Origin of the sequence: Paenibacillus sp. JMULE4 (assembly GCF_013337105.1) — a bacterium.
Classification (GTDB): domain Bacteria; phylum Bacillota; class Bacilli; order Paenibacillales; family NBRC-103111; genus Paenibacillus_G; species Paenibacillus_G naphthalenovorans.
The window spans coordinates 377,590-403,026 of the sequence record NZ_SGWF01000014.1 but is presented as its reverse complement, the minus strand read 5'-3'; the positions used below and the strand labels follow the sequence as shown (position 1 = coordinate 403,026).

Here is a 25,437-nt window from a genome sequence, read left to right as displayed (position 1 = left end):
GCGTGAATAGGCTTTGTAAGTAACGTAGATCGTTAGTCCCGAAACAACCAATGCAATAATGACGGAGATGGTAATGATGGTGTTTACCATATAAACAGGCTTACCTCCATATAGGATTTGACACTTGTAATTGTACCCGATGAGGAAGCCGCTGCCAAGCCCGTTATTGGCGCGGCTTCCATGGAGGGAGCTTGAGCGATCCGATTTCGGTTAACGTGGACAAATCGTTTGCTTTCAGCATATCCGGCGAAGCAGTATACAGGGTATCGCCGATATAGAGCAGCCGTTCGACGTTGCGGTCGCTGCTGTACCATTCACGCCCGGCCTTTTGCAGGTCTTCATCGCTCAAATGGGTAATCCTGCCCCGAAGCTGGAAGCCATTTTGCAGATCCAGCCCGTAGACGTATGCACCCTGGAACGTGAACTCGCCGTATTTTGTCGCATCTGCGGGAGCACCGCCGGAGGATTTGTCTTTGACCTCCATAACCGTCACCGGAAAAGCGAGCAAATTTTTCTCTTTGGAGAACAGCAGGGCTTTATGATTGTTCAGCAGCTCCGAATGCGTGCCCCGGCCGCCGATCGATTCTTTGAACAGCTCTTTCGGATGGGCGACATCCGATACGTCGAACAGCGCCAGCTTCATGCCTTGATAATATGCAGTAGGACCGCCTTCGAAACCGGAACCGTTTTTGTTGTCCACTACTACGGCGTCCTTGCCGAAGCCAATGATATGGTTCTCGTCATAGGGGTGCAAATAATCGCTGTAGCCCGGTATTTTGAGCTGACCCAGCACTTTGGGCGCCTGAGGATCCTTCAAATCGATAACGAACAGAGGATCGACGTTCTTGAAGGTAACCATATAAGCCCGGCTTCCGGCATAACGTACGGAGTAAATGCGCTCGCCTGGGGCCAGATCTTCCACTTTGCCTACGACATTCATCGTTTCGTTCAAAACATACATATTGTTCTTTGAAGTAAATTCATCGTCGCGCCACATGTCTCCCTTGGTGGTTGCGATGCGGAAATAGCCGTCGTGTTCATCCATGGAAAATTGATTCAGCGGGTGTCCGGGCACTTTGCCGCGTCCGAGGTACTTGACCGTGCCGTTATCCATGCCAAATTTATAAATGACGCTGCTCGTTTCGACCGGTACCGGCCGGATCGGCATAATTTCCTGCCCGATTCCGGGAACCGCCTTTGACGATTGTTCAGGTTCTTCTTTAACAGGTTCGTATTCATTCACTGTAATATACAGATTGTTTTGCGATGCATACACATATTGGCCGGAACCGAGATAGCTGGTCACCTGCATTTTTTGCTCCGGCTTGCTGAGGTTGAGTCCGCCGACGAGCAAATAATTCGGCTCTACCGCTTTCGGGAAATATCGAATGTCCTCGTAGCCGATGGTGATAAACGAGTCCCCGGCCGCAGAGTCACGGTAAGCCGGTGTGGAGAGGGCCGCTTTCTTTTCCGCAGGGCTGATCTGTTTGTCCATAAGCCAATACGTATCCATCCCTTTGTTGGTGACGATGTAAAGCGAATCGCCGATTTTACGCGACGAAATGTAATTTCCCTCGAGTTCCGTTTCTCGGACAGGTTTCATTTCCGTACGGTCGCCCAGCTCATATACGATCGCCTTGGTGGTGAAACGTTGAGGCGCGGGCCAGATCATTTTTTTTCGCTCTATAAACTCGGGTACGGGCGCGACCTTGATACTTTTTGTCGCTGGGGCATCCACCGCCGGACTGCTGACCGGGGTGGAGGGATCGCTCGCAGCCGGCGCGGCCGAATTAGACGGTTTTATCTTATCGTTTATCGGATAATGGGTATTGCCGATCACCACGAGATGCTTGCCGTCGACATAAATTTCCTGCGGGTAAAATTGGGGGTCGGCCCAGTACACCGTACTGACGACGCTCATACTATCGGCAGGGTAGGCCTGGGATACGATCACCCGGTCACGGTTTACCTGATAAATGTATTTGCCGTCCGTCTTGATGATATCCGCCTCATCCACGCCTTCCACCTGTACATTAGTACCGGAGTGCGAGGGGGCTGCAGAAAACGCCGGAGCCGTAGAGGCGGATTCACTGGTTGGTGTTTTGGCGGCACCGGATTGTGAAGCCAATTTATCGGTAACCATTAAACGCATGCCGCCATGGACCGCAGCGGAATCCTTCAGCAGCTCCTCCATTCGTTCGAGCGATCCGACCGTGGGCAGGCTTTTGTCCGCGTCCACGATGTCCACCGATCGGTTGGCGCCATCCCAATACACATTAAAATCAAAAGATTCACTGAAAAAACGGAGCGGCACAAGCATATAGCCGTTATCCGATACCGGTGCCGCGTCCAGCGTTACGGGTGTGCTGCCGCGATACGCCTGGTTGCTGTCCAGGCTCAGCTTAATGTTTCGCTCTCCTTTGCTGGCTATCGCCGTCCGTTCGCGTTCGTTCCACTGCACCGTGACACCCAGAGCTTCCGAAAGCTCCCGCAGCGGTACCATCAGCGTGTTTTGGATCAAGCGGGGTTGGATCGAGAAACGGACCGATTCTCCGTTCAAGCTCAAGCCGACCGTCTTTTCCGTTTCGGCCTGCATTTGTTGAGCCGGTACGCTAGAAGCAAGCAGCGTGAGCGCGACCATGCATGAGAGCAGGGTTGTTTTTCTCACATAAGTCCCTCCATTCGTTTTTATGTATTTCCATGATTTGCTTTCAACCCTACTGACGCAAACCGCACCCGATTTGTTTCAATATAAAAACGCCCTTTTCTTCAATAAAGAAAAGGGCGCAGCTGCGTTTAGGAGGGTTCATAGGTTTTGACCCGGTTTCGTCCGTCTTTTTTGGCCTGGTACAACGCCTTGTCCGCTTGCAGGAGGAGCTCGTGGCTGGTCATCTCCAGAGTAGGAATGACCGTCGCCGTTCCCAAGCTGGCTGTCACCACGGGGGATACATCGGATTGCCTGTGAGGAATGGACAGGCTTTCCACTTCTCTGCGCAATTGTTCGGCCACCGTCTGTGCCCCGCGCTTATCCGTAAAAGGAAGCACGATGACAAATTCTTCACCGCCGTATCTGGCAATGATATCGCCGGGACGCTTGACAGCCGCACGCAGCGCATTGGCTACTTGCTGCAGACAAAGGTCTCCCTTTTGGTGCCCATAGGTGTCGTTGTACTTTTTGAAATAGTCGATATCGATTAGTATGACGGTTAGCGGAGTAGAGAAGCGAAGGGCCTGCCGCCATTCCAGCGCGTAGCATTCATCGAATCTTCTTCGGTTGGCCACACCGGTCAATGCATCGATATTGGATATTTGCTGCAGCAATTCGTTCGTTTGAAGGAGCTGATGCTCCAATTTTTTTCTGGCAGAGATGTCCCGGGAAGTGCACAGCGCTTCTTTAAACTCCCCGTCGTCGCCTCTCAGGATACTTCCGGTGGTTTCAAACCAGACATAGCTGCCGTCCTTGCGGCGGAAACGATATGAAAAAAGGATAATATCGGAACGGCCATCGACGATGTCTTGCGGTTGGGGAACGGCATCCAGATCCTCCGGGTGAAGCAGCTCGTAAGCGATGATGCCGACCAGTTCTTCGGGTTTTACCCGAGAAGCTTGCGGCAGGCGGGAGAGACGTACAAGAACCTGCCCGACCTGTCGTGCTTTGAAATCATGTCCGTGGAATGATCGGCAATCATCCGGTACATTCGTTCGCTTTCGAGTAAGGCGTTCCAAGCCTGCTTGGCGTCGTCCTCCTTGCGTTTGCGCTCCGTCACATCCTGAACCAGCTTGAAATATAAAGGACGGATGCCGTTGGACGGTGTAATCTGAGAAATGCTGACGTAAGTCCACAAGGTTTCACCATTTCGGCAGATATATCTGATTTCATGCTGCTTCAACGACCGATCGTTGGCAGGACTGTCCGACAGGAACGAATACAGGAGATCGCGGTCATCGGGATGAATGACCGATTTCCATGGTTTATCGGACAATTCTTCCTCCGCATATCCGAGAAGTGAGCAAAATGAAGAATTCACATGAATAAAAAAGCCATCAGCAGATACAAGGGCCATACTTAAAGCCGATTGGTGAAATGAGCTGGCCAATAACTCTTTTTCCTGAATTTCCGCCCATTGAAAATCCATGATGACGGCATCCTTCCTTCATAGTATAGGACTTTCGCCCTGCTAATAGTACTATATTAATGAATGCCGTCATTCAGTTCAATGAGGAATGTTGAAAAATGCTCATTTTCAAATGCATTTGACTAAAACTTGATTTTTACGATTTAAAATCCTCGGAATTTGGGTTGAGCGATTCCTTTGGGAGAACGATTTCACGATCCCCCGGGGATAAAGATGAGTCCTTCCATTCCTCCGGGGCTTGTCCGTTCCCGGATTCTGCGAGCCGCTTCTCCAATTGCTTGATGGTCCGCTGCAGCTTGAACTGTCTCATGAATCCGATAAAAAGGGCAATCAGTCCTCCGAGAAAAGTGGAGCCGATAATCACCAATATGAGAGGGATATCCGCTTGCGTGAACAAAAAATTAACCTGAACCGGCTCTACGTTAATCACTGCAAATACGGCGGTAATCAGGGCAAAAATAAGTATGAACATGAGAAACCATTGTGCTTTCATAGTCCCTCCCCTTTACATGAGTGTCTATAATAAGGCTTAAAAAAGCTGAGCCGGGAGAACCGGTCTCAGCCTGCGGCGCATGGTTATTTCGCCAGTGCCTCCATTTGTTCGAGCAGCTCTTTAAATACGCTCATGGCTTGCTTGATTGGCTCTGGAGAGGACATATCCACGCCGGCCCGTTTTAAAATGTTAATCGAATAGTCGCTGCCGCCGCTTTTCAGAAAACCGATGTAGCGCTGCACCGCCGGCTCGCCTTCCTCCAGAATTTGCTTGGCGAAGCTGGTGGCTGCGGAGAATCCTGTAGCGTATTTATACACATAGAAGCTGTTGTAGAAATGCGGAATCCGCGCCCACTCCATCTCGATATCCTGGTCTACGACCATGCCTTTGCCGTAATACAGCACATTCAGATCGTAGTAAATTTGGCTGAGTAGCTGAGGCGTTAACGATTCGCCTTGCTCCGCTTTTTCGTGAATGATTTTCTCGAATTCGGCAAACATCGTCTGGCGGAAGACAGTCGTCCGGAATTGGTCCATATAGTAGGTAAGCAGGTACATTTTTTCCTTTTTGTCCGTCGACTTTTTCAACATATAGTCCATCAGCAGCGCTTCGTTAAGCGTAGAGGCGACCTCCGCCAGGAAAATCGTATATTGCGCATAACGGTAAGGCTGGTTGACATCGGATAAATACGAATGAAGCGCATGACCCATTTCATGCGTCAATGTAAACATGCTGTTGAGATTGTCTTTATGATTCAGCAGCACATATGGATGGGTCCCGTAAGCTCCCCAGCTGTAGGCGCCGTTGCGCTTGCCTTCATTCTCGTAAATATCGATCCAGCGGTTGTCAAAGCCTTCCTGCAGGATGCCCAGATAATCGTCGCCTAGAGGCTTCAAGCTTTCTTTGACCATTTGCTTCGCTTCCGGAAACGTAATATCCATTTTGTACTCGTCGACGAGCGGAGCGAACAAATCGTACATGTGCAATTCGTCCACTTTCAGCAGCTTTTTGCGCAGCTCCATGTAACGGTACATCAAAGGCAGCGATTCGTGGATGGCGTCGATCAGGTTCGTATAAACTTCCTTTTTGATATTATCGCCGAAGAGGGACATCTCCAGCGTGGAAGGGTATTTGCGCGCCTTCGCATAAAAGATGTTCTTGGTTACGTTCGCGGCCAACGTAGCGGCAAGGGTATTTTTTTGCTTGGCGTAAGTGGAATACATCGCTTCAAAAGCCTGCTTGCGGACCTCGCGGTCTTTGCTTTCGAGGAACTGAATATATCTTCCATGTGTCAGTTCGATTTCTTCGCCGTGCTCATTTTTTACCTTGGGGAATTTTAAGTCGGCGTTATTCAGCATGCCGAAGATGGTTCCCGGAGCCTGCGAAAGATTGCCTACTTGGGCGAGCAGCGCTTCTTCTGTTTTACTGAGCACATGCTGCTTTTGGCGGATCATCTCCTCCAGCGTGCGCTTATAAAAGGAAAGCTCTGGGTTTTCGACGAGCTTATGCAGCTGTTCGTCTGTCAGGCTCAAAATTTCCGGGGAAATAAACGACATGGCTTCGTTGGCTTCGACGCTTAATTTTTTGGATTTATCGGATAAGGCCTGATATGTAGGATCCGCCATATCTTCATGGTGCTTCATGTTGGCGTATACATACAGTCGTTCGGTATGTAGGGAAATTTTGTCCTCCAGCTCGAAGCATTTTTTTATCGCAGCCGGGTCGTTAAGCTTACCTTCAAAACGCCCGATTTCTTTCAGGTCATCCTTGACCAGTTGATACTCCTTATCCCAAGCCTGTTGATTTGGAAAAAGGTCTTCCAGGTTCCAGCGGTGTTCCAAGGCTACGTCCTTACGCTTTGGCAGTTGATTCATGGGAGCCCTCCTTGTCATATGATATGGTTTGGCCGCTGCATCCGTCTGCATCGCGGATGCGCTCAGCAAGCCGGACAACAGCATGCCGCACAGCAGCAAAGGCATGATTCTCAAATTTGCTCACGCTCCATGGAAAATAGGGGTTGGTCTGGAAAGCATTCCTTAGTATGACCGGAGCGAGGCTTAAATATTAGTATATGAAAATCATGGAAGGAAGTCTAATGCCTCTAAGCGGGAGCGGCAAAAAAGCTGAATATCATCAGCACGAAGGAAAAAGAAACCAGCACCAGTGCGATGATCGCCAGAGGACGTTTCACTCCGGGGGGCAGCGTATCTCTTTTCATGATTAATACGAGTGCCAAAGAAAAGGACAAGATCATAAACGTAACAACGGATGCCGCATTGCTCAACAGAATCACCTCTTGCTAAGTAGTTTCGCCACAAAGGTTGAAATTCCTGCGTTTCCATAGGCAAGATATACCTGAAATCAGGAAGGGGAGAGTCGGCTGCAGGATGCGAAAATATAATACGCCCGAAGACGATGGTTTTCATTGGAAAAAATAAAACAACCCGGCGAGAATACCGCCGGATTGTTTTATTGGTCAGCCCTCGGATTTGGCGACTTTCACCAATACGATGCGGCCTTGATCATCGACTTTTGCTTCAAAGCTGTCATTAGCTTCGATTTGAGCTTCATTTTTTATACTGTCAGGGATGGTCAGTTGTCCTTGTTCATTGATGGAAATGAAGTTTTTTGACAGCTTCTTCAAGTAACCGGCGAGAATGACGCCGATGACGACAATGGCGATGAATGCCCACTTCATTACAGGATTTTCATCAAACCAGCCTTTGACAAAAGGATCCCCCGTCAGCATGGAACCTGCAGTGTACGCGAGCACCCCGGCACCGATCGTAATAATAACAGGGAATTTTTCGACCAAACGAATGAACAGCGTGCTGCCCCAAACCATGATAGGGACACTGACGATCAGGCCGATGATTACCAGATCGAAGCTGCCGTGGGCTGCGCCTGCCACGGCGATGACATTGTCAAAGCCCATGACTGCGTCGGCGATAATGATGGTTCGGATAGCAGGCCAGAGCTGAGGCTTCGCTTCGATGTTATGCTCCTTTTCATCCACGAGCAGTTTATACGCGATCCATACCAGCAGTACGCCTCCGATGAGCAGGAGGAAAGGCAGCTGCAGGAGCCAAACAACGGCCAACGTAGCGGCGATCCGTATGATAACAGCGCCTACGGTTCCCCAAATGATCGCTTTCTTCTGATGTTCTTTCGGTAAATTTCGGGCGGCCAATGCGATAACAATGGCGTTGTCCCCGGCGAGCACCAAATCGATCAAGATGATGTTGAACAATTTGATGAAATAATCCAGTGTAAGGAAGTCCATTTTTAAATACCACTCCTTCATCCAAATGATTTTTACACAAAAATGACCTCTACCGATACGGTAAAGGTCGTTTTCAATCAAAAATAGACCTTTACCGCAATAGGCAAAGGTCTTGCTAACAACGTTTCGTTGCCAATAAAGCCGGGGTTTATCAAAAACCCGAACTGACGACTTTATTGTGACAGCTACTCCCCTTTGGAGGACATCCTTATGTAATTGCCCTCATTATAACGAGTGGACAAGCTGCAAGTCAAGCCTAATTTTGTCGGTTTCATGTCGTAACGTTTATGGAATTATATTTGACGGAAAGCCTCGATTAAAGCCTCATACTCTTCTTCCGTGCCTTGAAAACGGTCTTTGGGGAATCGCTCGTGAACCCAGCTCATCATCTCCGGACGGCTCAGGAATGTGTGGCATTCTTCTCCCCAATCTTCGGATATTTCCCGCAGGATCAGCTGCTTTCCGTTAACCTCTACCGTCATCATATTCCATTTGTCCTTCTTGTAAATTGTGTGTTTTTTGATCATTTTCAAGAGCTCCGTTCTATTATGATATATTTGAACACCGTCTATGCGCGAAATGATACCTTAGCTGTAAGGGAAAATCAAGGAAAAGAAACAATGACGCTTTTTGTTGGTGTATGATATAATTCCGGATACGCTTCAGTGCCGGCCGGAGGGCCGGTGCTGAAGCGTATCCGGAACAGATGAGGAGAGTGGATTTTGAGATGAGTGGAGAAGCAAGAAAGTACGAACAAGCAGGCGTTGCCATGACATGCCGTTCCTATGTGGAATATGAGCGCATGTTCTCACTGGATGAAGAGGTGCTTGGGGCCGGCCCTATCCTGGATATTGCCGCAGGGGCTTCATCCTTTGTGGCTGAGGCGGCAGATCGCGGGTGGGAAGCGGCCGCAGTCGATCCCTTGTACGCCATGACGCCTGAAGAGCTGTTTGAACACGGAAAGAAGGAAATTCAGGTTTCTACTCACAAGCTTGCCGGGCTGGAGAGGGTTTGCGACTGGACGTATTACGGAAGTCTCAGGAATCACAGATCGATGCGTGAAGCGTCGCTCAGCCGCTTTATTGAAGACTATAAGACCCGCGGCAAGAAAAGTTATATGGCAGGAATGCTCCCGAAGCTGCCGGTGGAGGACAATTCACAGGGACTTGTGCTGTGCAGCCACTTCTTGTTTTTGTATCACGAGCAGTTTGATTATGATTTTCATCTGGAGGCGATAAAGGAAATGCTTCGCGTTTGCCGTCCGGGCGGTGAGATTCGTTTGTATCCGCTAGTCACACTCGGGTGGGAGAGGTATCCTTTCCTTAAATGCCTTTTAAAAGAGCTGGAAGGGGAGGAGCAGAAGCTAACCTTGATGCCTTCATCGCTTCCATTCATCCCCGGATCGAACCAGTTATTGCGTATACAAAAAAGTGATTTCGAATAAATTTCATTGTGTTGATTTATCCTTATAAGGGTGCTATAATTGAACCATTCGCCCTTGATGGCGATACATCTAGGAGGTTGTTTTCATTGAAAGGTACAGTAAAATGGTTTAACGCAGAAAAAGGCTACGGATTCATTCAAGTAGAAGGCGGCGACGATGTATTCGTTCACTTCTCCGCAATCCAAGGCGAAGGCTTCAAAACTTTGGAAGAAGGCCAATCCGTTGAATTCGAAATCGTTGAAGGAAACCGTGGTCCTCAAGCGGCTAACGTTCAAAAGCTGTAAGCTTAACACTAAACTATAACTACCCTTTACGGGTTAGCATGATATAATGTTTCTCTGGAAATCAAATGACTGGCTTCTAGTACTTGCTCCTTGATTTCACAAGAAAACGTACCGCTGCTTTGCGGTGGCTCCTTTCATGTGCAGGTAGTTTTCTTATAGGTTAGTGCCACAACAACAAGCCGATAAGAGCGGTTCTTGGAATAAATCCAAGAACCGCTCTTTTTGCTATGCTGTTTATCTCCGAACATGGTTATATCGGCTTTCGCCTCGCTCGGAGTGTAAAGATGAGGGTACCAAAAAGGATGCTTCCATGGATGAGCTATTCAGCATGATTGAAATTTTAGAGGAATTTTCAGATGAGCATTCCCTCATAATACATGTTTTTTGAACAAGGGACTTGCATGTTTTCATAGGTGAGAGGACGGGGATTAGTCGCCCTCTCCTACTCGATTACCGCAAAAGCTGCTGTTGATATTACTCCACAATACGAAGAATATCGTCAATTTCTTTACGCGCGAGCCGTGCAGGACGCTCTGCCGGATGCCCGAGCGCGATGACCATATTGATCTGGCACTCCGGGCGAATATCCAGGTAAGCGCGAAGCTGCTCGCCGGCGAGCAGGACGGGGCCGGTCATTGGGCATGTGGCAAGTCCGCGGGCATGTGCGGCGAGCATCAGGTTTTGTGCGGCCAAGCAGCTGCTCTTGATACCTTCTTCTTCCCATATCGCGTCATCAACCAATTGGATCGGATCGAAAATCCGCTCGCGGAACTTGGAGTTGTAGGGCGTAGCCAAGCAGATAATCAGCACCGGGGCATCGGCGAATGCAGTCGCATAAGGTCCGAAGGATTTGGTCAGCAGCCGCGCTTCCCTGGAAAGTCCCCGCCGTTCGGCTTCTGCGGCTTTGAGGTGCAGCTGCTCCCAGGTCATCCGTTCGATTTCTTTAATTTTATTTCGATTCATAACGGCGATAAATTCCCAGGTTTGCGAGTTCGTATCGCTCGGGGCGTATCTGGCACAATCGATGATGTCGCGAATATCTTCAATCGAAACCGATTGCTCGGTAAATTTGCGAATGCTGCGTCGATCCAGCAGGATCGATTTGAAATCCTGATAGGGCAGTGTCATGATGTCGTCAGTCATGTATGGTTCATCCTCTCCGTATGGCAAGCCGTCAGCTTACTGCTTAGTACTTGGTACTAAAATTATCCCTTATTATACCGTTCGTCAGAGGAAAAGACAACTCAACGGTTTCGCCTTCGCCCATCCCGGAGACGATCCGTCTTCTCCATCGTTTCCATGCCGATCTGCACAATGCGGCGCCCTCCTTTAAGCTTGCCTTTCTCTTTTGCCGACAGGTGCGGTCGTCCCTCCATCAGGAGGGACCCTGTTCCAACTCATGAAGGGCCGTACGCCCTCTGGTTCGAAGGTGAAGCCCCAGAAAACCCAGCATCGCGGCAAAAGCCAATGCCGACGCCAAGGCGTACATGGCGTGCGGTCCCCAGGAGTTAAAGACGGTTCCGCCCAAAGCACCGCTAATTAAACCGGCCAGCCCGGACCAGGTGATGGCGAACAGCGCCTGGCCGCTGGCACGAAACTGGTCGGGCACCACGCTTTGAATATAGCGGATGACGGTGAACAGAAAGATCCCGAAGGAGACGGAGTGCATGAATTGAATCCCGATAACCCACAGCGGGTTGTCTATAACGCTCATCAATAAAAAGCGGGCCAAGTATACGAGGCAGCAAATGATGAGCAGAGGCAACTCCTTGTATTTATGGCCATGCTTGCTAAGCCAAAAGAATATAGGGATTTCGCTCACGGCCGAAACCATCCAGGACCATCCGACGATGGTCTGATCGGCGCCAAGGCGTTCAAGATAGAGGGCCAGAAAGCCGTCATTCATCCGGTGTGCCACGGAGATTACGAGGACCGTGAGCAGGAACGCGAGAAACGAGCGGGTGGTGACAATCGGCACGAGTCCGGAGAAATCCGGCTTCTTATAACCCGTCTGGCGGGCGTCCTTCAGCATCAAGGATAAAAGAAGGGAGCAGCCGATCGTTGTCATCATCAATACAGCCGTCAGCTCTATGCCGAAGTCTTTCAACAGCTTGCCGAAGACCAGTGCAGCGGCGGCAAAGCCGATCGAACCCCAAACGCGGAAGGAAGCATAGCTCTTTCCGGTGTTTTTGATCGTCAGCAGAATTTGGCTGTCGTTCAACGAGCTCATCGGGGATTGAAAAAAATAAAAGCTCCCCATCAGCACCATCAGAAGACCGAACGCATCGGTGCGGAAGATGAAAGCCGAGGTAAGCCATTGTCCGATCAGAACCAGGATGACTATTTTTTTCACCGTTTGCCATCGGTCGCTCACCACGCCCCAGAATAGGTTGGACACGATACCGAGCATCGGGCCGACAGAATACAAGAGGCCAATTTGGACCGTTGAGAATCCCTTGGACAAAAAGTAAAGCGGAAAATAAGAAGTAAGAACGGCAACCGTCGTATATATAGAGAAGGTAAAGCAGCAAAGCGTTGCAGCATTTCCTCTGATTAATCGCTCACTCATGCATTTTCACTCAATTCTTTTGTGTTTCCTGCGGCAGAAAGCGGCGGTCCGGGGATTTTACCCTCCATTTTGGCCGTCTCCCGGATGACGAACCAGACTACGGCGGCTTCTGCGGCTGTGCCGAGCGACTGCGCCAAGGCGCCGATCATCCCGTTCCAGCCGGGACTAAAAGCGATGCACAGAAATAAGGCCAGCAGGGTGGCGCACACGTTTGCAGCCTGAGACCAAACCATCACCTTCGTTTGGCTGCGCAGCATCAGCAGTCCGTTCCCGTAATCCAGCCAAGGGAAAATCAAGGTCATGATCATAAACACACGGAGCGTAGCAAGACTCGCCTCCAGCAACCTCTCGTTCACTCCCATCACATGCTCCATAAACCAAGGGCCGGCAGGCGTATAGGACATTACGGCAATCAGCAGGCCGGGAATCAACGAGATCATCAGCGTGAAGCGAAGCACAGACTCCGGATCCTTGCGGTAAAAATTCAGAACTAGCTGGTGCACGTAAGTAAAAAAACTTTGTACGAGCTGCGTCAGGCTGGCTGCGATGGCAAAGGCTGCTATGGACAGCTGAATATCCGTCGTTTTGCCGAGAAACGCATTGATGGCGGGGATGGAGATCACCGCAATAAACGACGAGTACATTAACGGCTTGTAGAATCCGAATACTTGCGAAGATTTCTCGATGGAATGCCCGGGATGCTTCTCCGGAATGACGCTGCGCAGCAGCGACCGGCCTTCCCAGTAACTGACGGCCGCTTCAATGATCATCCCGGTGAGGAAGATGATCGCACCGACCGTAGCGCTCGTAACCCCGGTTTTAATAAAATACAGCGAGAGCGAGTACATGCCGACCAAACGGATCAGCATTCCGATCGTAAGCCATTTCGTCCGCATGTTATAGATGATGATTCCGTGATAAATACAGCGGATGCCCGAAAAAATACTGACGAACATCAGCACCCGGTACACGTCGACCATCGGGGCGATCATGCTTTCCTCCGCTCCGAACAAATGCACGAACACCCACGGACCGATAGAGGTGTAGCTGATGAGAAGACCGATGAGAGAAACCGAGCCAAGCACATAAAAGCCCACAAGCGACATCGCCCGAAACGATTGTCTGTCGCGGACGAGGGCTGAGCAGGTTTGACGCAGCAAAACGGCGGGTTTTTCGGTAATGCCTAGTATGCTCATCGGCAAAGCGTAGGCGGCAATGATGATCTCCGGATGGGAAGATCGCGCCAATGTGCTGTTAATGATGACATGGGATATGGTAACCAAGCTCGCCGAAAATCCTAGCGGAAGGAAGAAGGCAAGCAGCTGACGAAACGTGATGCGAGTTTGTTCCGATGCGTTCATGACGGGCTCCCTCTTTTCACATGTCACACATTATACCATGAACCGGACCGGCAGGGGAGAAAAATTTGTTTTCCTACTGGAAGCAGTGAAGCGTTCGTGATACATTAATATAGATAAGCTGTCAGCGCCTTTTACGGTGATCCGGAACAGAAAGGTGGAACAGAAATGTCTTACTCTTTTATTATGGATGAGAGGATAGGTATACCGCTGCCTCACCTGGAGAAGAATTTTGAAGATTACAGCGAGCAGGAGCAGGCGGAGATTCTTCTTCGCTGGGAGGAAATCCGGGGAATGATCCCGGATCGGATCAAGCGGCTGGAGACGATGATCATCGCCAGACAGGATCAGCTTAACGTAGAAGATAATTTTGCGGTTTCCTGCCGCCTGAATACTGAAATTGCAGATCTGGCCAGTACGATCAATGAGCTTCATTTATGGTTTCGGGTTCATCAGGACATGGCCGTGGGAGCGGCTCATCACTAATAGATTCCATTCGCTGATTGATAGAGGAGGTAAGAAGCTTGAGCTGGACCGAAAGCTTATACAAGCTTGCAGCGAAGCTGACGGCTCACAAGCCTTCGCTGTATCCGACGGAGGAGCTTGACGATTTGACGGATGTCAAGATAACGAAGCTCTCCGTGGACGGATTCGAAGGCGAACGCCGATCCTATGCGCTTTCCGTTAAAGCGGGCTTGCATTTGTTTAACGAAAGTTTGGAACCGTCGCACGCCATTTCTCAGGATATCGATACGCCGACCGGAAGCTATTGGCACGCGATCATGCATCGGATGGAAGGGGATTACAGCAATGCGAAATACTGGTTTCGCATGGCGGGTGCTCATCCGGTATATGATGATGTGGCCAAAGAAGCGTTCGCGTATATAAGACAAACGGGTTTGGAGGATATCCAAAGCGCGGCGCTCAAGCAGCAGTTTGAACAATGGTTATCGGCAAGCGGCTATGATCCGGTTCGGTTCACGGATCTGGTGGAGTATCAAGTCACGAAGGCTAACGACGAGCGGGGAGAGGAGCTGCTGAAGCATATTCAATGGATCGAAATGCGTAAGCTCCTCCGGCATGGTTATGCGTTCAGTGGCGGCGAAAGGGAGTTATTCTGATTTTCTTGAACCGCAATCCTCAAGTTCCCAGAAGCCCGTTGCAGCTTATGCTTCGCGTTTATCGCCACGTTCTTCCCGCTGTCCGGGAACAGCTGGATCATTGGCGTTCCAAGGCGGAACAGATCCCGGATGCGGAGCTGCGCAAGCAGGCGATTAACAGCTTAACCTCAAAGCAGTTTCACTGTGAAGGCGGAGCCGTATATGCGGCGGCGAACCTGTCGATGCGGCATATACTCATTCCGCTCATCGCCGCTTTTCAAACGATCAGCGATTATTTGGACAATTTGTGCGACCGGAGCACATCGCTCGATCCGGAGGATTTCCGTCGGCTGCATCAATCAATGCTGGATGCGGTGGATCCGTCCGCGCCGCTGCACGACTATTACGAATTTCACAAGGAGCAGGAAGATGGAAACTACCTGAATGAGCTTGTCAAAACATGCCAGGCCAGCATTCGCATGCTTCCGTCCTATGCGCCGGCGGCTTCTTCCGTTCGGGAACTCGTCAGCTTGTATTGCGATCTGCAAGTTTACAAGCATATGGCCAAGCCTTTGCGCGAGGATGCGCTGCTGTCTTGGTGGGAGATGCACCGGGAACGCTATCCCTCTATAGGATGGAATGAATTTGCCGCTGCGACGGGATCCACTCTCGGCGTTTTTGTGCTGTTCCTGGCGGCATCCGAGCCCGAACTTAGTCCGGAAACCGTGCGGAACATCCATGTCGCTTATTTTCCGTATATTTGCGGACTGCATATTTTGCTTGATTATTTGATCGACCAGGAAGAAGACGCGATTGGCGGGGATCTTAATTTTTGCAGCTATTATGACAATATGGACAAGACCGTTGAGCGGATTGCGCTGATTGTGAAGGAGGCCAAACGCACATCGGAGAGGCTGGAGCATGCCGCATTTCACCGGATGATCATCGAAGGGCTGCTTGCGCTTTACTTGTCCGATCCGAAGGTCAGAAAGCAGCGGCAGGTCAAACGGGTTTCCCGGCAGTTGATGAAGGACAGTCCGCTGATGCGGATGTTTTTCCTCGTTAACAGCATTTGGATTCGCAAAAACTCGTAATTCCAACGATAATTAATGGTGTGCTTTATCAACAAGGAGGAATCATCATGTCGGTAAAAAAAATCGCAGTACTTACAAGCGGAGGGGATTCGCAAGGGATGAACGCGGCCGTTCGCGCTGTCGTTCGCAGCGGCCTGTATCACGGGCTGGAGGTATTCGCCGTTCAGCGCGGCTATGCCGGCCTGATTAACGACGATATTCGCGAGATGGATCTGCGCAGCGTGGGTGACATTATTCAACGCGGGGGGACAATTCTGCAGACGGCCCGCTGTAAGGAGTTTCTGACGCCGGAAGGGCAGCAGCTCGGCGCGGAGAACCTGCGCAAGCGGGGCATCGACGGTCTGGTTGTCATCGGCGGGGACGGCTCCTATCAAGGGGCAAACAAGCTCAACAAGCTCGGGATCAAAACGATGGGCTTGCCGGGCACGATTGACAACGACATTCCTTTTACCGATTTTACGATCGGCTTCGATACGGCCGTCAGCATTGTCGTGGACGCGATCAACAAGATCCGCGACACCATGAGTTCCCATGAACGATCTTCCGTCGTTGAAGTCATGGGCCGCCATTGCGGAGATATCGCATTGTACTCGGGACTTGCCAGCGGGGCGGAGACCATTCTGGTACCGGAGGTTCCGTATGATCTGGATGAGATCGCGAACCGGATGTCCGAAAATTTCAAAATGGGCAAGCGCCACAGTATCATTATTGTTGCCGAAGGGGTAGGAAAAGGGGAAGATATTGCCGCGGAAATTACGAAGCGCAACGGCATCGAACCGCGTGTGACCGTGCTCGGCCATATTCAAAGAGGCGGTACGCCGACGCATAACGACCGGATTTTGGCGAGCAACCTCGGCGATTTTGCAGTGCGCAAGCTGCTGGAGGGCGTCTCCGGTAAAGCGTGCGGCATCATCAAGGGAGAGCTTACGGTAACCGATATCGATCTGGTAGTAAACTCCAAAAAACAATTCAACATGGAGCTTTATGAATTGGCTAAACGGTTGTCTCAGTAATAAGGGAGAAAATATAAGCATTCTCACTCCTTTTGAAGGGGAGAGAATGCCTATTTTTTCAACAGTTATCGATGCTCCTCCAGTGCCTTCAATATTTCGGCGGTGGGGCGGTTGCCTTTCATGGCGTACACGATGGTTCCGTTGCGGCCGATGACATAGACGGTGCGCTGTTGACCGAGAAGACCAAACAGGGTGTGTCCGACGTCGTACAGCTTTTGAATGTTGGCTCCTTTGTCGGCAACCAGCGGAAAGTCGTACATAAATTTGTTGGCGAACTGTCGGTGCTCCTCCAGGAACCCGGAGTTGATCCCGAGCACCAGCGCATCATATTTGGCGTACTGCTCTTTAGAGTCGCGGACAGCGCACAGCTGCTTTGTACATATGGGCGTATGGTCCTTCGGATAAAAAATGAGAACAATCGGACGCTTGCCCAATGTCTCCTCCAGTCGAATCTCACCTTGTGTACTGTCCGCCGAAAAAGACGGAGCTCTTGTACCCACAGCCAGCATAAGAATCACCCCTCATCTTTGCTGCATCAAGTAAAGATGAACAGCATCCAGCTACATTGTAGCGGATTGCGGTGAACGCTTGCAAGGAAAGCGCGTCACGTTCAAGTGCCTGGAAGCTGCTGCTTGCGCATCATTTCGTCCGGTCTGATCATGATTTCAAATAAAAGGAGGCGTGCGTCGGTGGGCGTCATTCTGAAAAACGATTGGGCGGACCTGCTCGAAAACGAGTTCCAAAAACCTTACTACATCAGGCTGAAGCATTTTTTAAAACAGGAATATGCTTCGCATACCGTGTATCCAAACATGTACGACATTTTTAATGCGCTTCATTATACGTCATATGCAGATACGAAAGTTGTTATTTTGGGACAAGACCCGTACCATGGACCCGGACAGGCCCATGGCCTCAGCTTCTCCGTCAAGCCGGGAGTTCCCGCACCGCCGTCCCTGCAGAACATGTTCAAGGAGCTGCAAAGCGATTTGGGCTGCCCCATTCCGGATAACGGTTATTTGGTTCGTTGGGCGGAGCAGGGAGTGCTGCTGCTCAACACGGTGCTGACCGTGCGGGCCGGAGAGGCCAACTCGCATAAAGGAAAGGGCTGGGAATCATTCACAGATCAGGTGATTCGCCTTCTGAACGAGAGGGAGGAACCGGTAGTCTTCATTCTTTGGGGAAGCCATGCCCAAAAAAAATTGGAGCTGATTACGGAAAAACGCCACTGCATTCTACGTTCGGTTCATCCGAGTCCGTTATCCTCTCACCGCGGTTTTTTCGGAAGCCGTCCGTATTCAAAGGCCAATGAGTTCCTCCAAACCATCGGCAGGTCGCCGATCGATTGGCAAATTCCTAATATCGGCAGGAGCGGGGCGGCCAACGGATAGCTTTTATTCAAACGGTGAAGGCCCGATTCCGGTATATACGAAGTCGGGCCTGCCTGTTATTGGTATTCTACACCCTGCGTGTAAGAGTTCACAGCGTTCCATAGAAGAAACTCTTCAATGCCGTTATCCTTTAGTGCGCCGATTTGCTCTATAAATCATCGGGCAAATGACATCCACCTGCTCCGATATTTTTTGAAAATCCTGGCCGATCCCTTCGGCAGCAGGCACGGATGCGGCATAGCCGAATATATCTGCGGATACGCGGACGCCTAACGGGTTGAGCTGTTCTCTGGCATACTTCGCAAATTAATAAGTGCAGGCATATCGCGAATAATGTTCTTGGTTGTGTCCATGGCAAGCAAATCCGGGTTTCCGGTGTTATATGTGATATAGCCCCAATCGTCCTTTACATCAACTACCAGTGCATTGAGTTCCGTACGATCCATCAGCTCCAGCAGTGAATGTAACCGGGAACCGCCGGCGCTGTGAGCGGTTGCGTAGACGCCCTTAACCTTGGGAGCATCTGGTTGAGGGTCCTGCTTGTTTACCGGCCTCAATCGGTTTTCGGGGCTGCCGTTTGACGGTATCTGCTGTACAACGGCGTTTTTTCGAATCAAGAGATGCTTACGCCAGCTGTTCGAACGTCATATTCGGATGTTCAGCGCTGACACCCCCCCAGGCGAGGAGAAACGCGGCCAGCAATAATTCCATTTTCTTGTCTCTCTTTGGCAGTTATTCTATATATTTGTAGTTTATTCTGATATTATAATAGAATAGCAGGTCATTCGGATAGAGAGTTTTGAAGTATGTTGTTGATTGGAAGGACCAACCCGCAAGAAACTAGAGTAAAAAGGATCGATATCGGATGAAGAATCAACTGCGGATGCTGCGGGGACTTAATTTTTCATACTATGCCACCAGCGCGGTGCTTATGCCGTTCTTGCCCATTTACTTCGAAGGCAGAGGATACTCCTCTTCCCAAATCGGGCTGCTGATGATGATCGGGCCTTTCGTCTCCATCTTCGCCCAACCGATATGGGGCTATTTAAGTGACCGCTATCAGACGCTGAAGCTGATTATATTCGGGCTTTGGGGGATGACCCTTTTGTCCAGCGTAGGCATCTTTACAACGACCGGCTATTCGTTTGCTTTGTTGTTCATGCTGCTGCTTTACTTTTTCATGCTGTCGTCGGTACCGCTGCTGGATACGTTAACAATCAAGTCTGCGGTGCAGGCGGGGGCCAGTTACGGCTCGATCCGATTATGGGGATCCATAGGCTTTACGCTGCTGGCCGTCTCCAGCGGGTTTATTCTGCAGGCGCTGGGCGGACTTCAGAATATTCCTTATTTATACTGGAGCATTTGGATGCTGCCGCTCGTGCTTTTGCTTTTCTTAAAGGATGAACGAAGCCCTGCGCCGCGGGTATCGTTCCGTTCCTTTACCAGCATGTTTCGGAACGGCCATTTTCTTTGGTTTCTGCTGCTTGTGTTTATTCTAACCGTACCGCACCGGATGAACGACGTCATGTTCGTGCTGTATCTCAAAGATTTGGGGGCAACGAATGCAATGGCGGGCTGGGCATGGGCCTTGGCCGCCTTCAGCGAAATCCCTACGTTCGCGCTGTTAAGCCGTTATATGCACAAGTTTCACGAGCTTGCACTTCTCGGTATTGTGGCCATATTGTACACGCTCCGTTGGCTGGCTTACGGTTGGATTACGGATCCGCTCATGCTGATGGTTCTTCAGGTGACGCACTCCATCACCTTTGCCGTATTTTGGATTGTAGCGGTACAGTATGCGGTTCGGCTGGTTCCTCCTGAACTGCAGTCCACGGGACAATCCATGCTTTCCATGGTATTTCTGGGGTTGGCCGGCATTACCGGAGGATTTGTCGGAGGTTGGATTAAGGATGAATGGAGCGGGGCGGGCATGTATATGTTCGGAGCGGGAATGACTTGCATCGCCGCGATTTTGCTGCTTGGCACCCATGTTTATTATCGCAAAAAAACCATCCGGCTTAATTAGCGGATGGTTTTTCGTTGGAAGCGGTCAGTTCTTTCTTGGTCGGCTCCGTATCATGTATGGCTTCGCTGCTGTTGCCGCTATTTCCGTTCGTAGCATCTTTAAACTCCCGAAACATGCGGCCGAAGCTGCGTCCGAGCTCTGGAAGCTTGTTCGGCCCAAACAGAAGCAAAGCGACGAGAACTATCAATAGAATATGCATGGGTGACAAAGCGCCCATTGTAAACACCTCCGGAAAACTTTTTCTACTACAGCATACCACGAGCATAACACGAAAATGAAGCCGGCAGGAACGGTCAATTATTACGAAAAGACAACATTTTTGCGTCGCTGCGACAGATTAAAACGCCTATCTTAATGAAGATAGGCGTCTTTTTGATGTTCAGAAATGCTGTATTGAATAATTTCCATTGCATCCTCCGCTTCAAGAGCGGCCAGGCCATTGCGCAGGACAATCTCTGATTCAAGCTCGTGTTTCTTTAAGGTAGGATATAAATCAGGCGTTAATTTCATAACAATAGTCGCCAACTTTACTGTTTCCACAAGCATCACCCTTCCCGTCATCATCTAGTGTTGAAGAGAGCAAGTGCGACTTACGAGCAATACAGGTAAGGCCGGTGAAAAGATATGAAATTACGCTTATATTATAACATAATCAAAACAAAAAATCTTGGTTTATTTATGCCAAATTTGGCATCAGTGCCGCCAATTGTTGAATGAGCCCGGGGCTACCGGCGGAAAAGACCCATGACATTTACCGTTTCCGTAATATTTACGAACGCTTGCGGATCCCACTGCCTGATCAGGCCTTGAAGGTCGTACAGCTCATACCGGGTGGTTACCGTCATTAGCATATGCTGAGGGTCCTTTGTATAGGATCCTTCCGTATTGATAACGGTAACGCCCCGCTGAAGCTTTTGCATTTTTTTCAGGAGCAGATTCTTTTTGCGGGTTACGATAAACACCGTCACTTTCAGATGCCGGATATGGATCGTATCGATCATTCTGCCCGTGATATAGATGGACAGCATGGAATAAAGGGCCAGATCCCAGTCGTTCTTGAAATATCCGAGGGCCAGAATGACCAGGCCGTTAAGCCCGAATAGAAAGGTACCCAGAGGAAAATCGCGTTTGCGCGTGAGGATGGAGCCCAAAATGTCGAAGCCGCCGGTTGATCCGCCCGCCCACATGGATAAACCTGAACCTAAGCCGATAAGAACGCCTCCGGTGACCGATGACATAATAATATCCCGACTGACTTCCGCAACCGGAATCATATGCATGAACCAGGAGGTCAGGACAACCGAAATCACGCTGAGAATGATAAATTTACGGCCAACAGTAAGTAAGCCCCATATCAGCATAGGCAGATTGAAAACAAAATACAAGAGGGAGATATGAAGCCCTGTAAAATAGCCTACGATCATGGAAATACCGGAGATTCCGCCGCTGAGCAGCTGATGGGGAATCAGAAACAAATTAAAGCTGGCAGCGATTAAAGCGGAGCCGAGCACACAGATGAGCACGGAGCCTATGACGGACCGTTGGAAATAGAGCATGAGCGTACCTCCCTAAGTTCTTCATGTAGTATATCCCAAAAAGGGGCCGTCCCAAAACAGGACATCAGCAAGGTGGACAACTGGTCATATGATGAAGCCAGCGACACTTGGCATTATCCTGGCGGTCAGGCACGAGAGCTGCTCCAAAGTGAAGAAGGATACAAGCTTTCCGTTCGTCGTATGATTGAACCCGAGAGTGTGTTTGGACAAATGAAAAGCAACCGGAGCTTCCGGCGTTTCCTGCTTCGCGGCTTGCCTAAAGTGAGCCTGGAGGTCGGGTGGCTTTCCCTTGCCCATAATCTACTCAAATGGGCAACAACGAAGGAAAAAGAGCGAGTATGGGTGGGAATCTGACCACCAAACTCGCTCTTTTTCACTAAATCGTTGGCTTATTTGTAAACTATGGTTGTTTCTCAGTAGTTTTGATACTACTTATGAGACAGCCCCTTAGATTGGTTTCCGTTCCGGCTATCTTCTCTTAAAGGAACCGGAGCGGATGCTTGTACTTGGTTTCGAACCGGTGATGCGGGAAGGCGTTTTATAATTTTTCGTTGAACCGTCATTACGTCTGATCGACTGGCTGCTTCCTGACACCGATTTGGACGGCGAGGTGGTAAAGGTGCCTTTACGCTCACTGGTCGAAGGTGCGGTGGTTGAAGAAGGGGCGGGAGCGCTTTGGTGCTTGCCGTAATCCTCGTACCGTTTGGTAGACGTGTAGCCTCTATAGCCGCCGCTATCGCCGGACCAGACGGAGCCAAACAGCGACTGCAGCAGGCTGGCGGCCACATAGCCCTGGAGGAAGGAAGAGTCGTAATGTTCCTTCGCATACTCTATGGAATCTAACTGCACCAGCGTGGTATTCTCGTTTTCTTTGTCTTTTTGTATGTTGATGATCTTGTTGTCGTAGACCAGGAACATCTGGTTCTCATATTCTTTGCTGATTTCCAAAGGGGGTTCTTGATCTGCGAGTTCTTTGGCGACAGTCGGAACATTCTTGCCTTCTACAGAATAGATTTTGGCCGTGCTTTTTCCTTGACCTTGAACATCAATTAAGGAATAATTCTCTTTTATATAATTGCTTGCATCCCCGCAGCCGGCCAGCAGTGCAAATACCAGTACGACGGCAAGCCATTTGGATATCCTGCTCATCATGTTCCGTCACCTCCTGCATAAAGCTTCATTTATACTTGCTTTCGCCTGGTTACTTTGAGCCTTTCAAAAATTGAATTTGACTGCCCGGAGTGGGCGCACCTTCCATGGCGACGTATTTGCCGTCTTGCCATTGCAGGAAGAAATAACGATCTCCCGTTCCACTATAACGCCAGAACAGCACCTGATCGTTGCCGCGGAAATCCGTATTGCCTTCTGTCCTCACCGTATCGCTGCGATGATGCTCCAATTCAAAGAGGCTTTCGGCTCCGATATCAAGCCGGGTCGGAACGTCATTGGGATCGTCCAGCGATCCTTCCACAAATTCACACAAGAAACATTCATAGATTCTTCCTTTTTCCACAAGGAGGCAGGAAATATGCTTGCCGTTCTGCAAATAATAAGCAAACCGGTGCGGCGGGAATCCTCTGTCGAAATAGACGGCTTTTCCGGAAACGACATATTCCTCTAAATCTACGTTTACGATATCGCCCACTTGAGTATCCTCGAAAGGATTGGACGGTTTCGCTTCCGGCTGTGGTTTGCTGCCTTTTATGATCGAACCAACTCTTTTCCAGATGGACATGGGTGTTTCGCTCCTTTTACGGTTTAACACGAAGACTTTAGCATCATTATAATATTATATACGATATTTGATGTTTTTGGGTTTCAATTTGAAGTTATCTGGTATATGGATGTTGGGTGTGGTATAATACTAAAGATATTCTTAAGTACGGCGTAACTGTTCATTTCTGACACGTTTGAAAAGTGTTTTATGAAGAGATAAATAAAGCAAAGATAGGAGTCGCACTTAAGGGTATAGACAAATAAAAGAACCCTAGTACAAAGGAGATTGAAATTTTTGAAAACATTTAGTGAATTCGGCTTAGAGCCAAAGGTGCTGCGCGCCATTACGGAAATGGGCTTTGAGGAGTCGACACCGATTCAAGAGAAAGCCATTCCAGTAGCGTTGGAAGGCCGCGACCTGATTGGCCAAGCCCAAACGGGAACAGGAAAAACCGCTGCATTCGGTATTCCGCTCGTAAACAAAATCGATGTAAAAGAAGACCGCATCGTAGCGCTCATCATGTGCCCTACACGTGAGCTAGCGATTCAAGTAGCGGAAGAAATCGAGAAGCTGGGACGCTTCAAAGGGATTCGCTCTCTTCCTATTTACGGCGGTCAGGATATCGTAAAGCAAATCCGGGCACTGCGCAAAAAGCCGCAAATTATCATCGGTACGCCAGGACGGCTGCTTGATCATATTAACCGCAAGACGATTAAGCTTGATGATGTGCAGACCGTTATTCTGGACGAAGCGGACGAAATGCTCGACATGGGCTTCATGGATGATATCCAATCGATTCTCAAATTGGTTCCCGAAGAGCGCAACACGATGCTGTTCTCCGCCACGATGCCGGCCAATATTCGCAGGCTGGCCGATCAGTTCTTAAAGAACCCTGAACACGTATCCGTCATTCCAAAGCAAGTCAGTGCTCCGCTGATCGATCAAGCATATATCGAGCTGCATGAGCGTCAGAAATTCGAAGCGCTTTGCCGCTTGCTGGATATGGAGGCTCCGGAGCTTGCGATCATTTTCGGCCGGACCAAGCGTCGTGTCGACGAGCTCTCCGAAGCGCTGCAGAAGCGCGGCTATACGGCAGAAGGACTTCATGGCGACTTGTCCCAGAACCAGCGCGATAATGTGATGCGCAAGTTCCGGGACGGCAGTATCGACGTTCTGGTAGCAACGGATGTAGCCGCTCGCGGCTTGGACGTATCCGGTGTAACGCATGTCATCAACTTCGACCTGCCCCAGGATCCGGAAAGCTATGTACACCGTATCGGCCGTACCGGTCGCGCGGGCAAAGAAGGTGTTGCCTACACGTTCGTTACACCGCGTGAGATCGACCACTTGTACTTCATCGAGAAAATTACGCGTCACCGCATAACCCGCAAGCCGATGCCGAGTTTGGCTGAAGCCATTGAAGGCAAGCAAAAATTGACGGCTGAGCGCGTGCTCGATGTGCTGCAGCAAGAAGAGCATAACGAATACAAGGGCCTTGCGATTTCTCTTCTGGAGCAGCATGACTCCGTACATTTGCTTGCGGCCGCGCTGAAGCTGTTGACCGGAGAGAAGAAGGATGTAGCCATTGAGCTTACTCCGGAGGATCCGATTCGCGCCAAGAAGAGAAGACCGGATGTTCGCAGCTACGGCCGCAAACCGGCAGGTCCTTACGGAACGGCCGGCGGTGCCCGCAGGAACGACAGGCCTTACGATCGTGACCGGAATGGACGCGGACGCCGTGAGGATGGCGGATACCGCGATTATCGCGGACGTTCGGACGGCCGTGATCAAAGAGGCTATTCCCGTCCTTCCAACCGTTCGAATGAGGGAAGTTTGGTATAATGGAATGAAAGCAAGCGCGCAGGCAGTAGCGTGCTTGCTTTTTTTATCGAAGCGTCAAGTATTTAGCTCCCGGTTTTATAGACCCGTTCGTTGAGGTATTGGGTATAGATGTCTGTCTTGAAAGTGAGAAT

Annotated in this window: 29 protein-coding genes and 1 pseudogene; 10 read left to right on the top strand and 20 right to left on the bottom strand. The window is 50.0% G+C overall.

What is annotated here, in order from left to right:
* Positions 1-163: 163 nt before the first annotated feature.
* The 8 genes from EXW96_RS14830 to EXW96_RS14800 all read right to left on the bottom strand — a co-directional run bounded on the left by EXW96_RS14830 (position 164) and on the right by EXW96_RS14800 (position 8,439).
* Positions 164-2,668: a beta-propeller domain-containing protein gene (locus EXW96_RS14830; protein ID WP_309225107.1), complete on the bottom strand. Its 2,505-nt coding sequence runs from the start codon at positions 2,666-2,668 to the stop codon at positions 164-166.
* A gap of 128 nt (positions 2,669-2,796) precedes the next feature.
* Positions 2,797-3,582, bottom strand: coding sequence for a sensor domain-containing diguanylate cyclase (locus tag EXW96_RS14825; RefSeq protein WP_302621129.1), 786 nt, complete (start codon positions 3,580-3,582; stop codon positions 2,797-2,799).
* A gap of 11 nt (positions 3,583-3,593) precedes the next feature.
* Positions 3,594-4,136, bottom strand: a complete 543-nt coding sequence (locus EXW96_RS27545; RefSeq protein ID WP_254611391.1) for a PAS domain-containing protein — start codon at positions 4,134-4,136, stop codon at positions 3,594-3,596.
* A gap of 136 nt (positions 4,137-4,272) precedes the next feature.
* On the bottom strand, positions 4,273-4,629 hold the full coding sequence (locus tag EXW96_RS14820; protein WP_062407112.1) for a LapA family protein: 357 nt from the start codon (positions 4,627-4,629) through the stop codon (positions 4,273-4,275).
* 83 nt (positions 4,630-4,712) lie between these two features.
* The gene (pepF, locus tag EXW96_RS14815; RefSeq protein WP_082660971.1) at positions 4,713-6,503 is read right to left on the bottom strand and encodes an oligoendopeptidase F; all 1,791 of its coding nucleotides are present in this window, start codon (positions 6,501-6,503) and stop codon (positions 4,713-4,715) included.
* Positions 6,504-6,730: 227 nt separating this feature from the next.
* Positions 6,731-6,922, bottom strand: coding sequence for a hypothetical protein (locus EXW96_RS14810; RefSeq protein ID WP_235594237.1), 192 nt, complete (start codon positions 6,920-6,922; stop codon positions 6,731-6,733).
* Between the two features lie 183 nt (positions 6,923-7,105).
* The gene (locus EXW96_RS14805) at positions 7,106-7,912 is read right to left on the bottom strand and encodes a TerC family protein (protein ID WP_062407118.1); all 807 of its coding nucleotides are present in this window, start codon (positions 7,910-7,912) and stop codon (positions 7,106-7,108) included.
* A 293-nt stretch (positions 7,913-8,205) separates the two neighbouring features.
* Complete coding sequence (locus EXW96_RS14800; RefSeq protein WP_054820221.1) at positions 8,206-8,439, bottom strand: hypothetical protein; 234 nt, start codon at positions 8,437-8,439, stop codon at positions 8,206-8,208.
* A 200-nt stretch (positions 8,440-8,639) separates the two neighbouring features.
* Here EXW96_RS14800 and EXW96_RS14795 point away from each other — a divergent pair, with 200 nt between their 5' ends.
* Complete coding sequence (locus EXW96_RS14795; RefSeq protein WP_174350851.1) at positions 8,640-9,356, top strand: class I SAM-dependent methyltransferase; 717 nt, start codon at positions 8,640-8,642, stop codon at positions 9,354-9,356.
* Between the two features lie 86 nt (positions 9,357-9,442).
* Positions 9,443-9,640, top strand: coding sequence for a cold shock domain-containing protein (locus EXW96_RS14790; RefSeq protein WP_062407120.1), 198 nt, complete (start codon positions 9,443-9,445; stop codon positions 9,638-9,640).
* 474 nt (positions 9,641-10,114) lie between these two features.
* Here EXW96_RS14790 and EXW96_RS14785 read toward each other — a convergent pair whose 3' ends face one another.
* The 4 genes from EXW96_RS14785 to EXW96_RS14775 form a co-directional block, all read right to left on the bottom strand.
* Positions 10,115-10,783 (bottom strand): nitroreductase family protein, encoded by a 669-nt coding sequence (locus EXW96_RS14785; protein WP_174350850.1) that lies wholly within the window; start codon positions 10,781-10,783, stop codon positions 10,115-10,117.
* 101 nt (positions 10,784-10,884) lie between these two features.
* On the bottom strand, positions 10,885-11,016 hold the full coding sequence (locus EXW96_RS28080) for a hypothetical protein (RefSeq protein ID WP_302621122.1): 132 nt from the start codon (positions 11,014-11,016) through the stop codon (positions 10,885-10,887).
* Positions 11,016-12,209, bottom strand: coding sequence for an MFS transporter (locus EXW96_RS14780; protein ID WP_174350849.1), 1,194 nt, complete (start codon positions 12,207-12,209; stop codon positions 11,016-11,018). Before EXW96_RS14780 ends, EXW96_RS28080 begins: the two co-directional genes overlap by 1 nt.
* Entirely contained in the window at positions 12,206-13,570 is a 1,365-nt protein-coding gene (locus EXW96_RS14775) for an MATE family efflux transporter (RefSeq protein ID WP_174350848.1), read from the bottom strand. Before EXW96_RS14775 ends, EXW96_RS14780 begins: the two co-directional genes overlap by 4 nt.
* Positions 13,571-13,735: 165 nt before the next feature.
* On the opposite strand from EXW96_RS14775, the gene EXW96_RS14770 reads away from it, so the two are divergent.
* Genes EXW96_RS14770 through pfkA form a run of 4 tightly spaced genes read left to right on the top strand, consistent with a single transcriptional unit; the run spans position 13,736 to position 16,774 of the window.
* Positions 13,736-14,053, top strand: a complete 318-nt coding sequence (locus tag EXW96_RS14770; protein WP_054819020.1) for a hypothetical protein — start codon at positions 13,736-13,738, stop codon at positions 14,051-14,053.
* Between the two features lie 38 nt (positions 14,054-14,091).
* Positions 14,092-14,688 carry a hypothetical protein gene (locus EXW96_RS14765; RefSeq protein ID WP_054819021.1) on the top strand — a complete coding sequence of 199 codons (597 nt, stop codon included), beginning with the start codon at positions 14,092-14,094 and terminating at the stop codon, positions 14,686-14,688.
* Positions 14,689-14,735: 47 nt separating this feature from the next.
* Positions 14,736-15,761, top strand: coding sequence for a tetraprenyl-beta-curcumene synthase family protein (locus EXW96_RS14760; protein ID WP_054819044.1), 1,026 nt, complete (start codon positions 14,736-14,738; stop codon positions 15,759-15,761).
* A gap of 47 nt (positions 15,762-15,808) precedes the next feature.
* Positions 15,809-16,774 carry a 6-phosphofructokinase gene (pfkA, locus tag EXW96_RS14755; RefSeq protein ID WP_054819022.1) on the top strand — a complete coding sequence of 322 codons (966 nt, stop codon included), beginning with the start codon at positions 15,809-15,811 and terminating at the stop codon, positions 16,772-16,774.
* A gap of 65 nt (positions 16,775-16,839) precedes the next feature.
* Here the strand turns inward: pfkA and EXW96_RS14750 are convergent, their stop codons facing one another.
* Positions 16,840-17,283: a peroxiredoxin gene (locus EXW96_RS14750; protein ID WP_062407130.1), complete on the bottom strand. Its 444-nt coding sequence runs from the start codon at positions 17,281-17,283 to the stop codon at positions 16,840-16,842.
* A 150-nt stretch (positions 17,284-17,433) separates the two neighbouring features.
* On the opposite strand from EXW96_RS14750, the gene EXW96_RS14745 reads away from it, so the two are divergent.
* On the top strand, positions 17,434-18,165 hold the full coding sequence (locus tag EXW96_RS14745) for a uracil-DNA glycosylase (protein WP_062410836.1): 732 nt from the start codon (positions 17,434-17,436) through the stop codon (positions 18,163-18,165).
* Positions 18,166-18,288: 123 nt separating this feature from the next.
* On the opposite strand, the gene EXW96_RS28570 is transcribed toward EXW96_RS14745, so the two are convergent.
* Positions 18,289-18,414 (bottom strand): putative glycoside hydrolase, encoded by a 126-nt coding sequence (locus EXW96_RS28570; protein WP_375256456.1) that lies wholly within the window; start codon positions 18,412-18,414, stop codon positions 18,289-18,291.
* A gap of 20 nt (positions 18,415-18,434) precedes the next feature.
* Positions 18,435-18,782: a putative glycoside hydrolase gene (locus EXW96_RS28565; RefSeq protein ID WP_062407132.1), complete on the bottom strand. Its 348-nt coding sequence runs from the start codon at positions 18,780-18,782 to the stop codon at positions 18,435-18,437.
* Positions 18,783-19,030: 248 nt separating this feature from the next.
* Between EXW96_RS28565 and EXW96_RS14735 the strand changes: the two genes are divergently transcribed.
* Complete coding sequence (locus tag EXW96_RS14735) at positions 19,031-20,191, top strand: MFS transporter (RefSeq protein ID WP_062407134.1); 1,161 nt, start codon at positions 19,031-19,033, stop codon at positions 20,189-20,191.
* On the opposite strand, the gene tatA is transcribed toward EXW96_RS14735, so the two are convergent.
* The 3 genes from tatA to EXW96_RS14720 form a co-directional block, all read right to left on the bottom strand.
* Positions 20,184-20,408 (bottom strand): twin-arginine translocase TatA/TatE family subunit, encoded by a 225-nt coding sequence (gene tatA, locus EXW96_RS14730; protein WP_054819025.1) that lies wholly within the window; start codon positions 20,406-20,408, stop codon positions 20,184-20,186. The genes EXW96_RS14735 and tatA overlap by 8 nt on opposite strands.
* 134 nt (positions 20,409-20,542) lie before the next feature.
* Positions 20,543-20,737: a hypothetical protein gene (locus EXW96_RS14725; RefSeq protein ID WP_054819026.1), complete on the bottom strand. Its 195-nt coding sequence runs from the start codon at positions 20,735-20,737 to the stop codon at positions 20,543-20,545.
* A 179-nt stretch (positions 20,738-20,916) separates the two neighbouring features.
* Positions 20,917-21,747: a YitT family protein gene (locus EXW96_RS14720; RefSeq protein ID WP_174350847.1), complete on the bottom strand. Its 831-nt coding sequence runs from the start codon at positions 21,745-21,747 to the stop codon at positions 20,917-20,919.
* On the opposite strand from EXW96_RS14720, the pseudogene EXW96_RS14715 reads away from it, so the two are divergent.
* Positions 21,703-22,101, top strand: a pseudogene (locus EXW96_RS14715) (transposase); the annotation flags it as partial. The gene EXW96_RS14720 and the pseudogene EXW96_RS14715 overlap by 45 nt on opposite strands.
* Before the next feature lie 114 nt (positions 22,102-22,215).
* On the opposite strand, the gene EXW96_RS14710 reads toward EXW96_RS14715, so the two are convergent.
* A complete protein-coding gene (locus EXW96_RS14710) occupies positions 22,216-22,899 on the bottom strand; it encodes a DUF4247 domain-containing protein (protein WP_254611389.1) in 684 nt (227 codons plus the stop codon).
* Positions 22,900-22,948: 49 nt separating this feature from the next.
* Positions 22,949-23,482: a DUF4178 domain-containing protein gene (locus EXW96_RS14705; protein WP_174350846.1), complete on the bottom strand. Its 534-nt coding sequence runs from the start codon at positions 23,480-23,482 to the stop codon at positions 22,949-22,951.
* A 276-nt stretch (positions 23,483-23,758) separates the two neighbouring features.
* Between EXW96_RS14705 and cshA the strand changes: the two genes are divergently transcribed.
* Complete coding sequence (cshA, locus tag EXW96_RS14700; protein WP_174350845.1) at positions 23,759-25,306, top strand: degradosome RNA helicase CshA; 1,548 nt, start codon at positions 23,759-23,761, stop codon at positions 25,304-25,306.
* Positions 25,307-25,437: the final 131 nt, after the last annotated feature.

What these genes read in the sequence shown, in the direction of transcription:
- EXW96_RS27545 (WP_254611391.1), bottom strand. Translation starts at nt 4,136, where the DNA reads ATGGATTTTCAATGGGCGGAAATTCAGGAAAAAGAGTTATTGGCCAGC.
- EXW96_RS14820 (WP_062407112.1), bottom strand. Translation starts at nt 4,629, where the DNA reads ATGAAAGCACAATGGTTTCTCATGTTCATACTTATTTTTGCCCTGATT.
- pepF (WP_082660971.1), bottom strand. Translation starts at nt 6,503, where the DNA reads ATGAATCAACTGCCAAAGCGTAAGGACGTAGCCTTGGAACACCGCTGG.
- EXW96_RS14805 (WP_062407118.1), bottom strand. Translation starts at nt 7,912, where the DNA reads ATGGACTTCCTTACACTGGATTATTTCATCAAATTGTTCAACATCATC.
- EXW96_RS14800 (WP_054820221.1), bottom strand. Translation starts at nt 8,439, where the DNA reads ATGATCAAAAAACACACAATTTACAAGAAGGACAAATGGAATATGATG.
- EXW96_RS14795 (WP_174350851.1), top strand. Translation starts at nt 8,640, where the DNA reads ATGAGTGGAGAAGCAAGAAAGTACGAACAAGCAGGCGTTGCCATGACA.
- EXW96_RS14785 (WP_174350850.1), bottom strand. Translation starts at nt 10,783, where the DNA reads ATGACTGACGACATCATGACACTGCCCTATCAGGATTTCAAATCGATC.
- EXW96_RS28080 (WP_302621122.1), bottom strand. Translation starts at nt 11,016, where the DNA reads ATGGAGGGACGACCGCACCTGTCGGCAAAAGAGAAAGGCAAGCTTAAA.
- EXW96_RS14780 (WP_174350849.1), bottom strand. Translation starts at nt 12,209, where the DNA reads ATGAGTGAGCGATTAATCAGAGGAAATGCTGCAACGCTTTGCTGCTTT.
- EXW96_RS14775 (WP_174350848.1), bottom strand. Translation starts at nt 13,570, where the DNA reads ATGAACGCATCGGAACAAACTCGCATCACGTTTCGTCAGCTGCTTGCC.
- EXW96_RS14770 (WP_054819020.1), top strand. Translation starts at nt 13,736, where the DNA reads ATGTCTTACTCTTTTATTATGGATGAGAGGATAGGTATACCGCTGCCT.
- EXW96_RS14760 (WP_054819044.1), top strand. Translation starts at nt 14,736, where the DNA reads ATGCTTCGCGTTTATCGCCACGTTCTTCCCGCTGTCCGGGAACAGCTG.
- pfkA (WP_054819022.1), top strand. Translation starts at nt 15,809, where the DNA reads ATGTCGGTAAAAAAAATCGCAGTACTTACAAGCGGAGGGGATTCGCAA.
- EXW96_RS14750 (WP_062407130.1), bottom strand. Translation starts at nt 17,283, where the DNA reads ATGCTGGCTGTGGGTACAAGAGCTCCGTCTTTTTCGGCGGACAGTACA.
- EXW96_RS14745 (WP_062410836.1), top strand. Translation starts at nt 17,434, where the DNA reads ATGATTTCAAATAAAAGGAGGCGTGCGTCGGTGGGCGTCATTCTGAAA.
- EXW96_RS14735 (WP_062407134.1), top strand. Translation starts at nt 19,031, where the DNA reads ATGAAGAATCAACTGCGGATGCTGCGGGGACTTAATTTTTCATACTAT.
- tatA (WP_054819025.1), bottom strand. Translation starts at nt 20,408, where the DNA reads ATGGGCGCTTTGTCACCCATGCATATTCTATTGATAGTTCTCGTCGCT.
- EXW96_RS14725 (WP_054819026.1), bottom strand. Translation starts at nt 20,737, where the DNA reads ATGCTTGTGGAAACAGTAAAGTTGGCGACTATTGTTATGAAATTAACG.
- EXW96_RS14720 (WP_174350847.1), bottom strand. Translation starts at nt 21,747, where the DNA reads ATGCTCTATTTCCAACGGTCCGTCATAGGCTCCGTGCTCATCTGTGTG.
- EXW96_RS14710 (WP_254611389.1), bottom strand. Translation starts at nt 22,899, where the DNA reads ATGATGAGCAGGATATCCAAATGGCTTGCCGTCGTACTGGTATTTGCA.
- EXW96_RS14705 (WP_174350846.1), bottom strand. Translation starts at nt 23,482, where the DNA reads ATGTCCATCTGGAAAAGAGTTGGTTCGATCATAAAAGGCAGCAAACCA.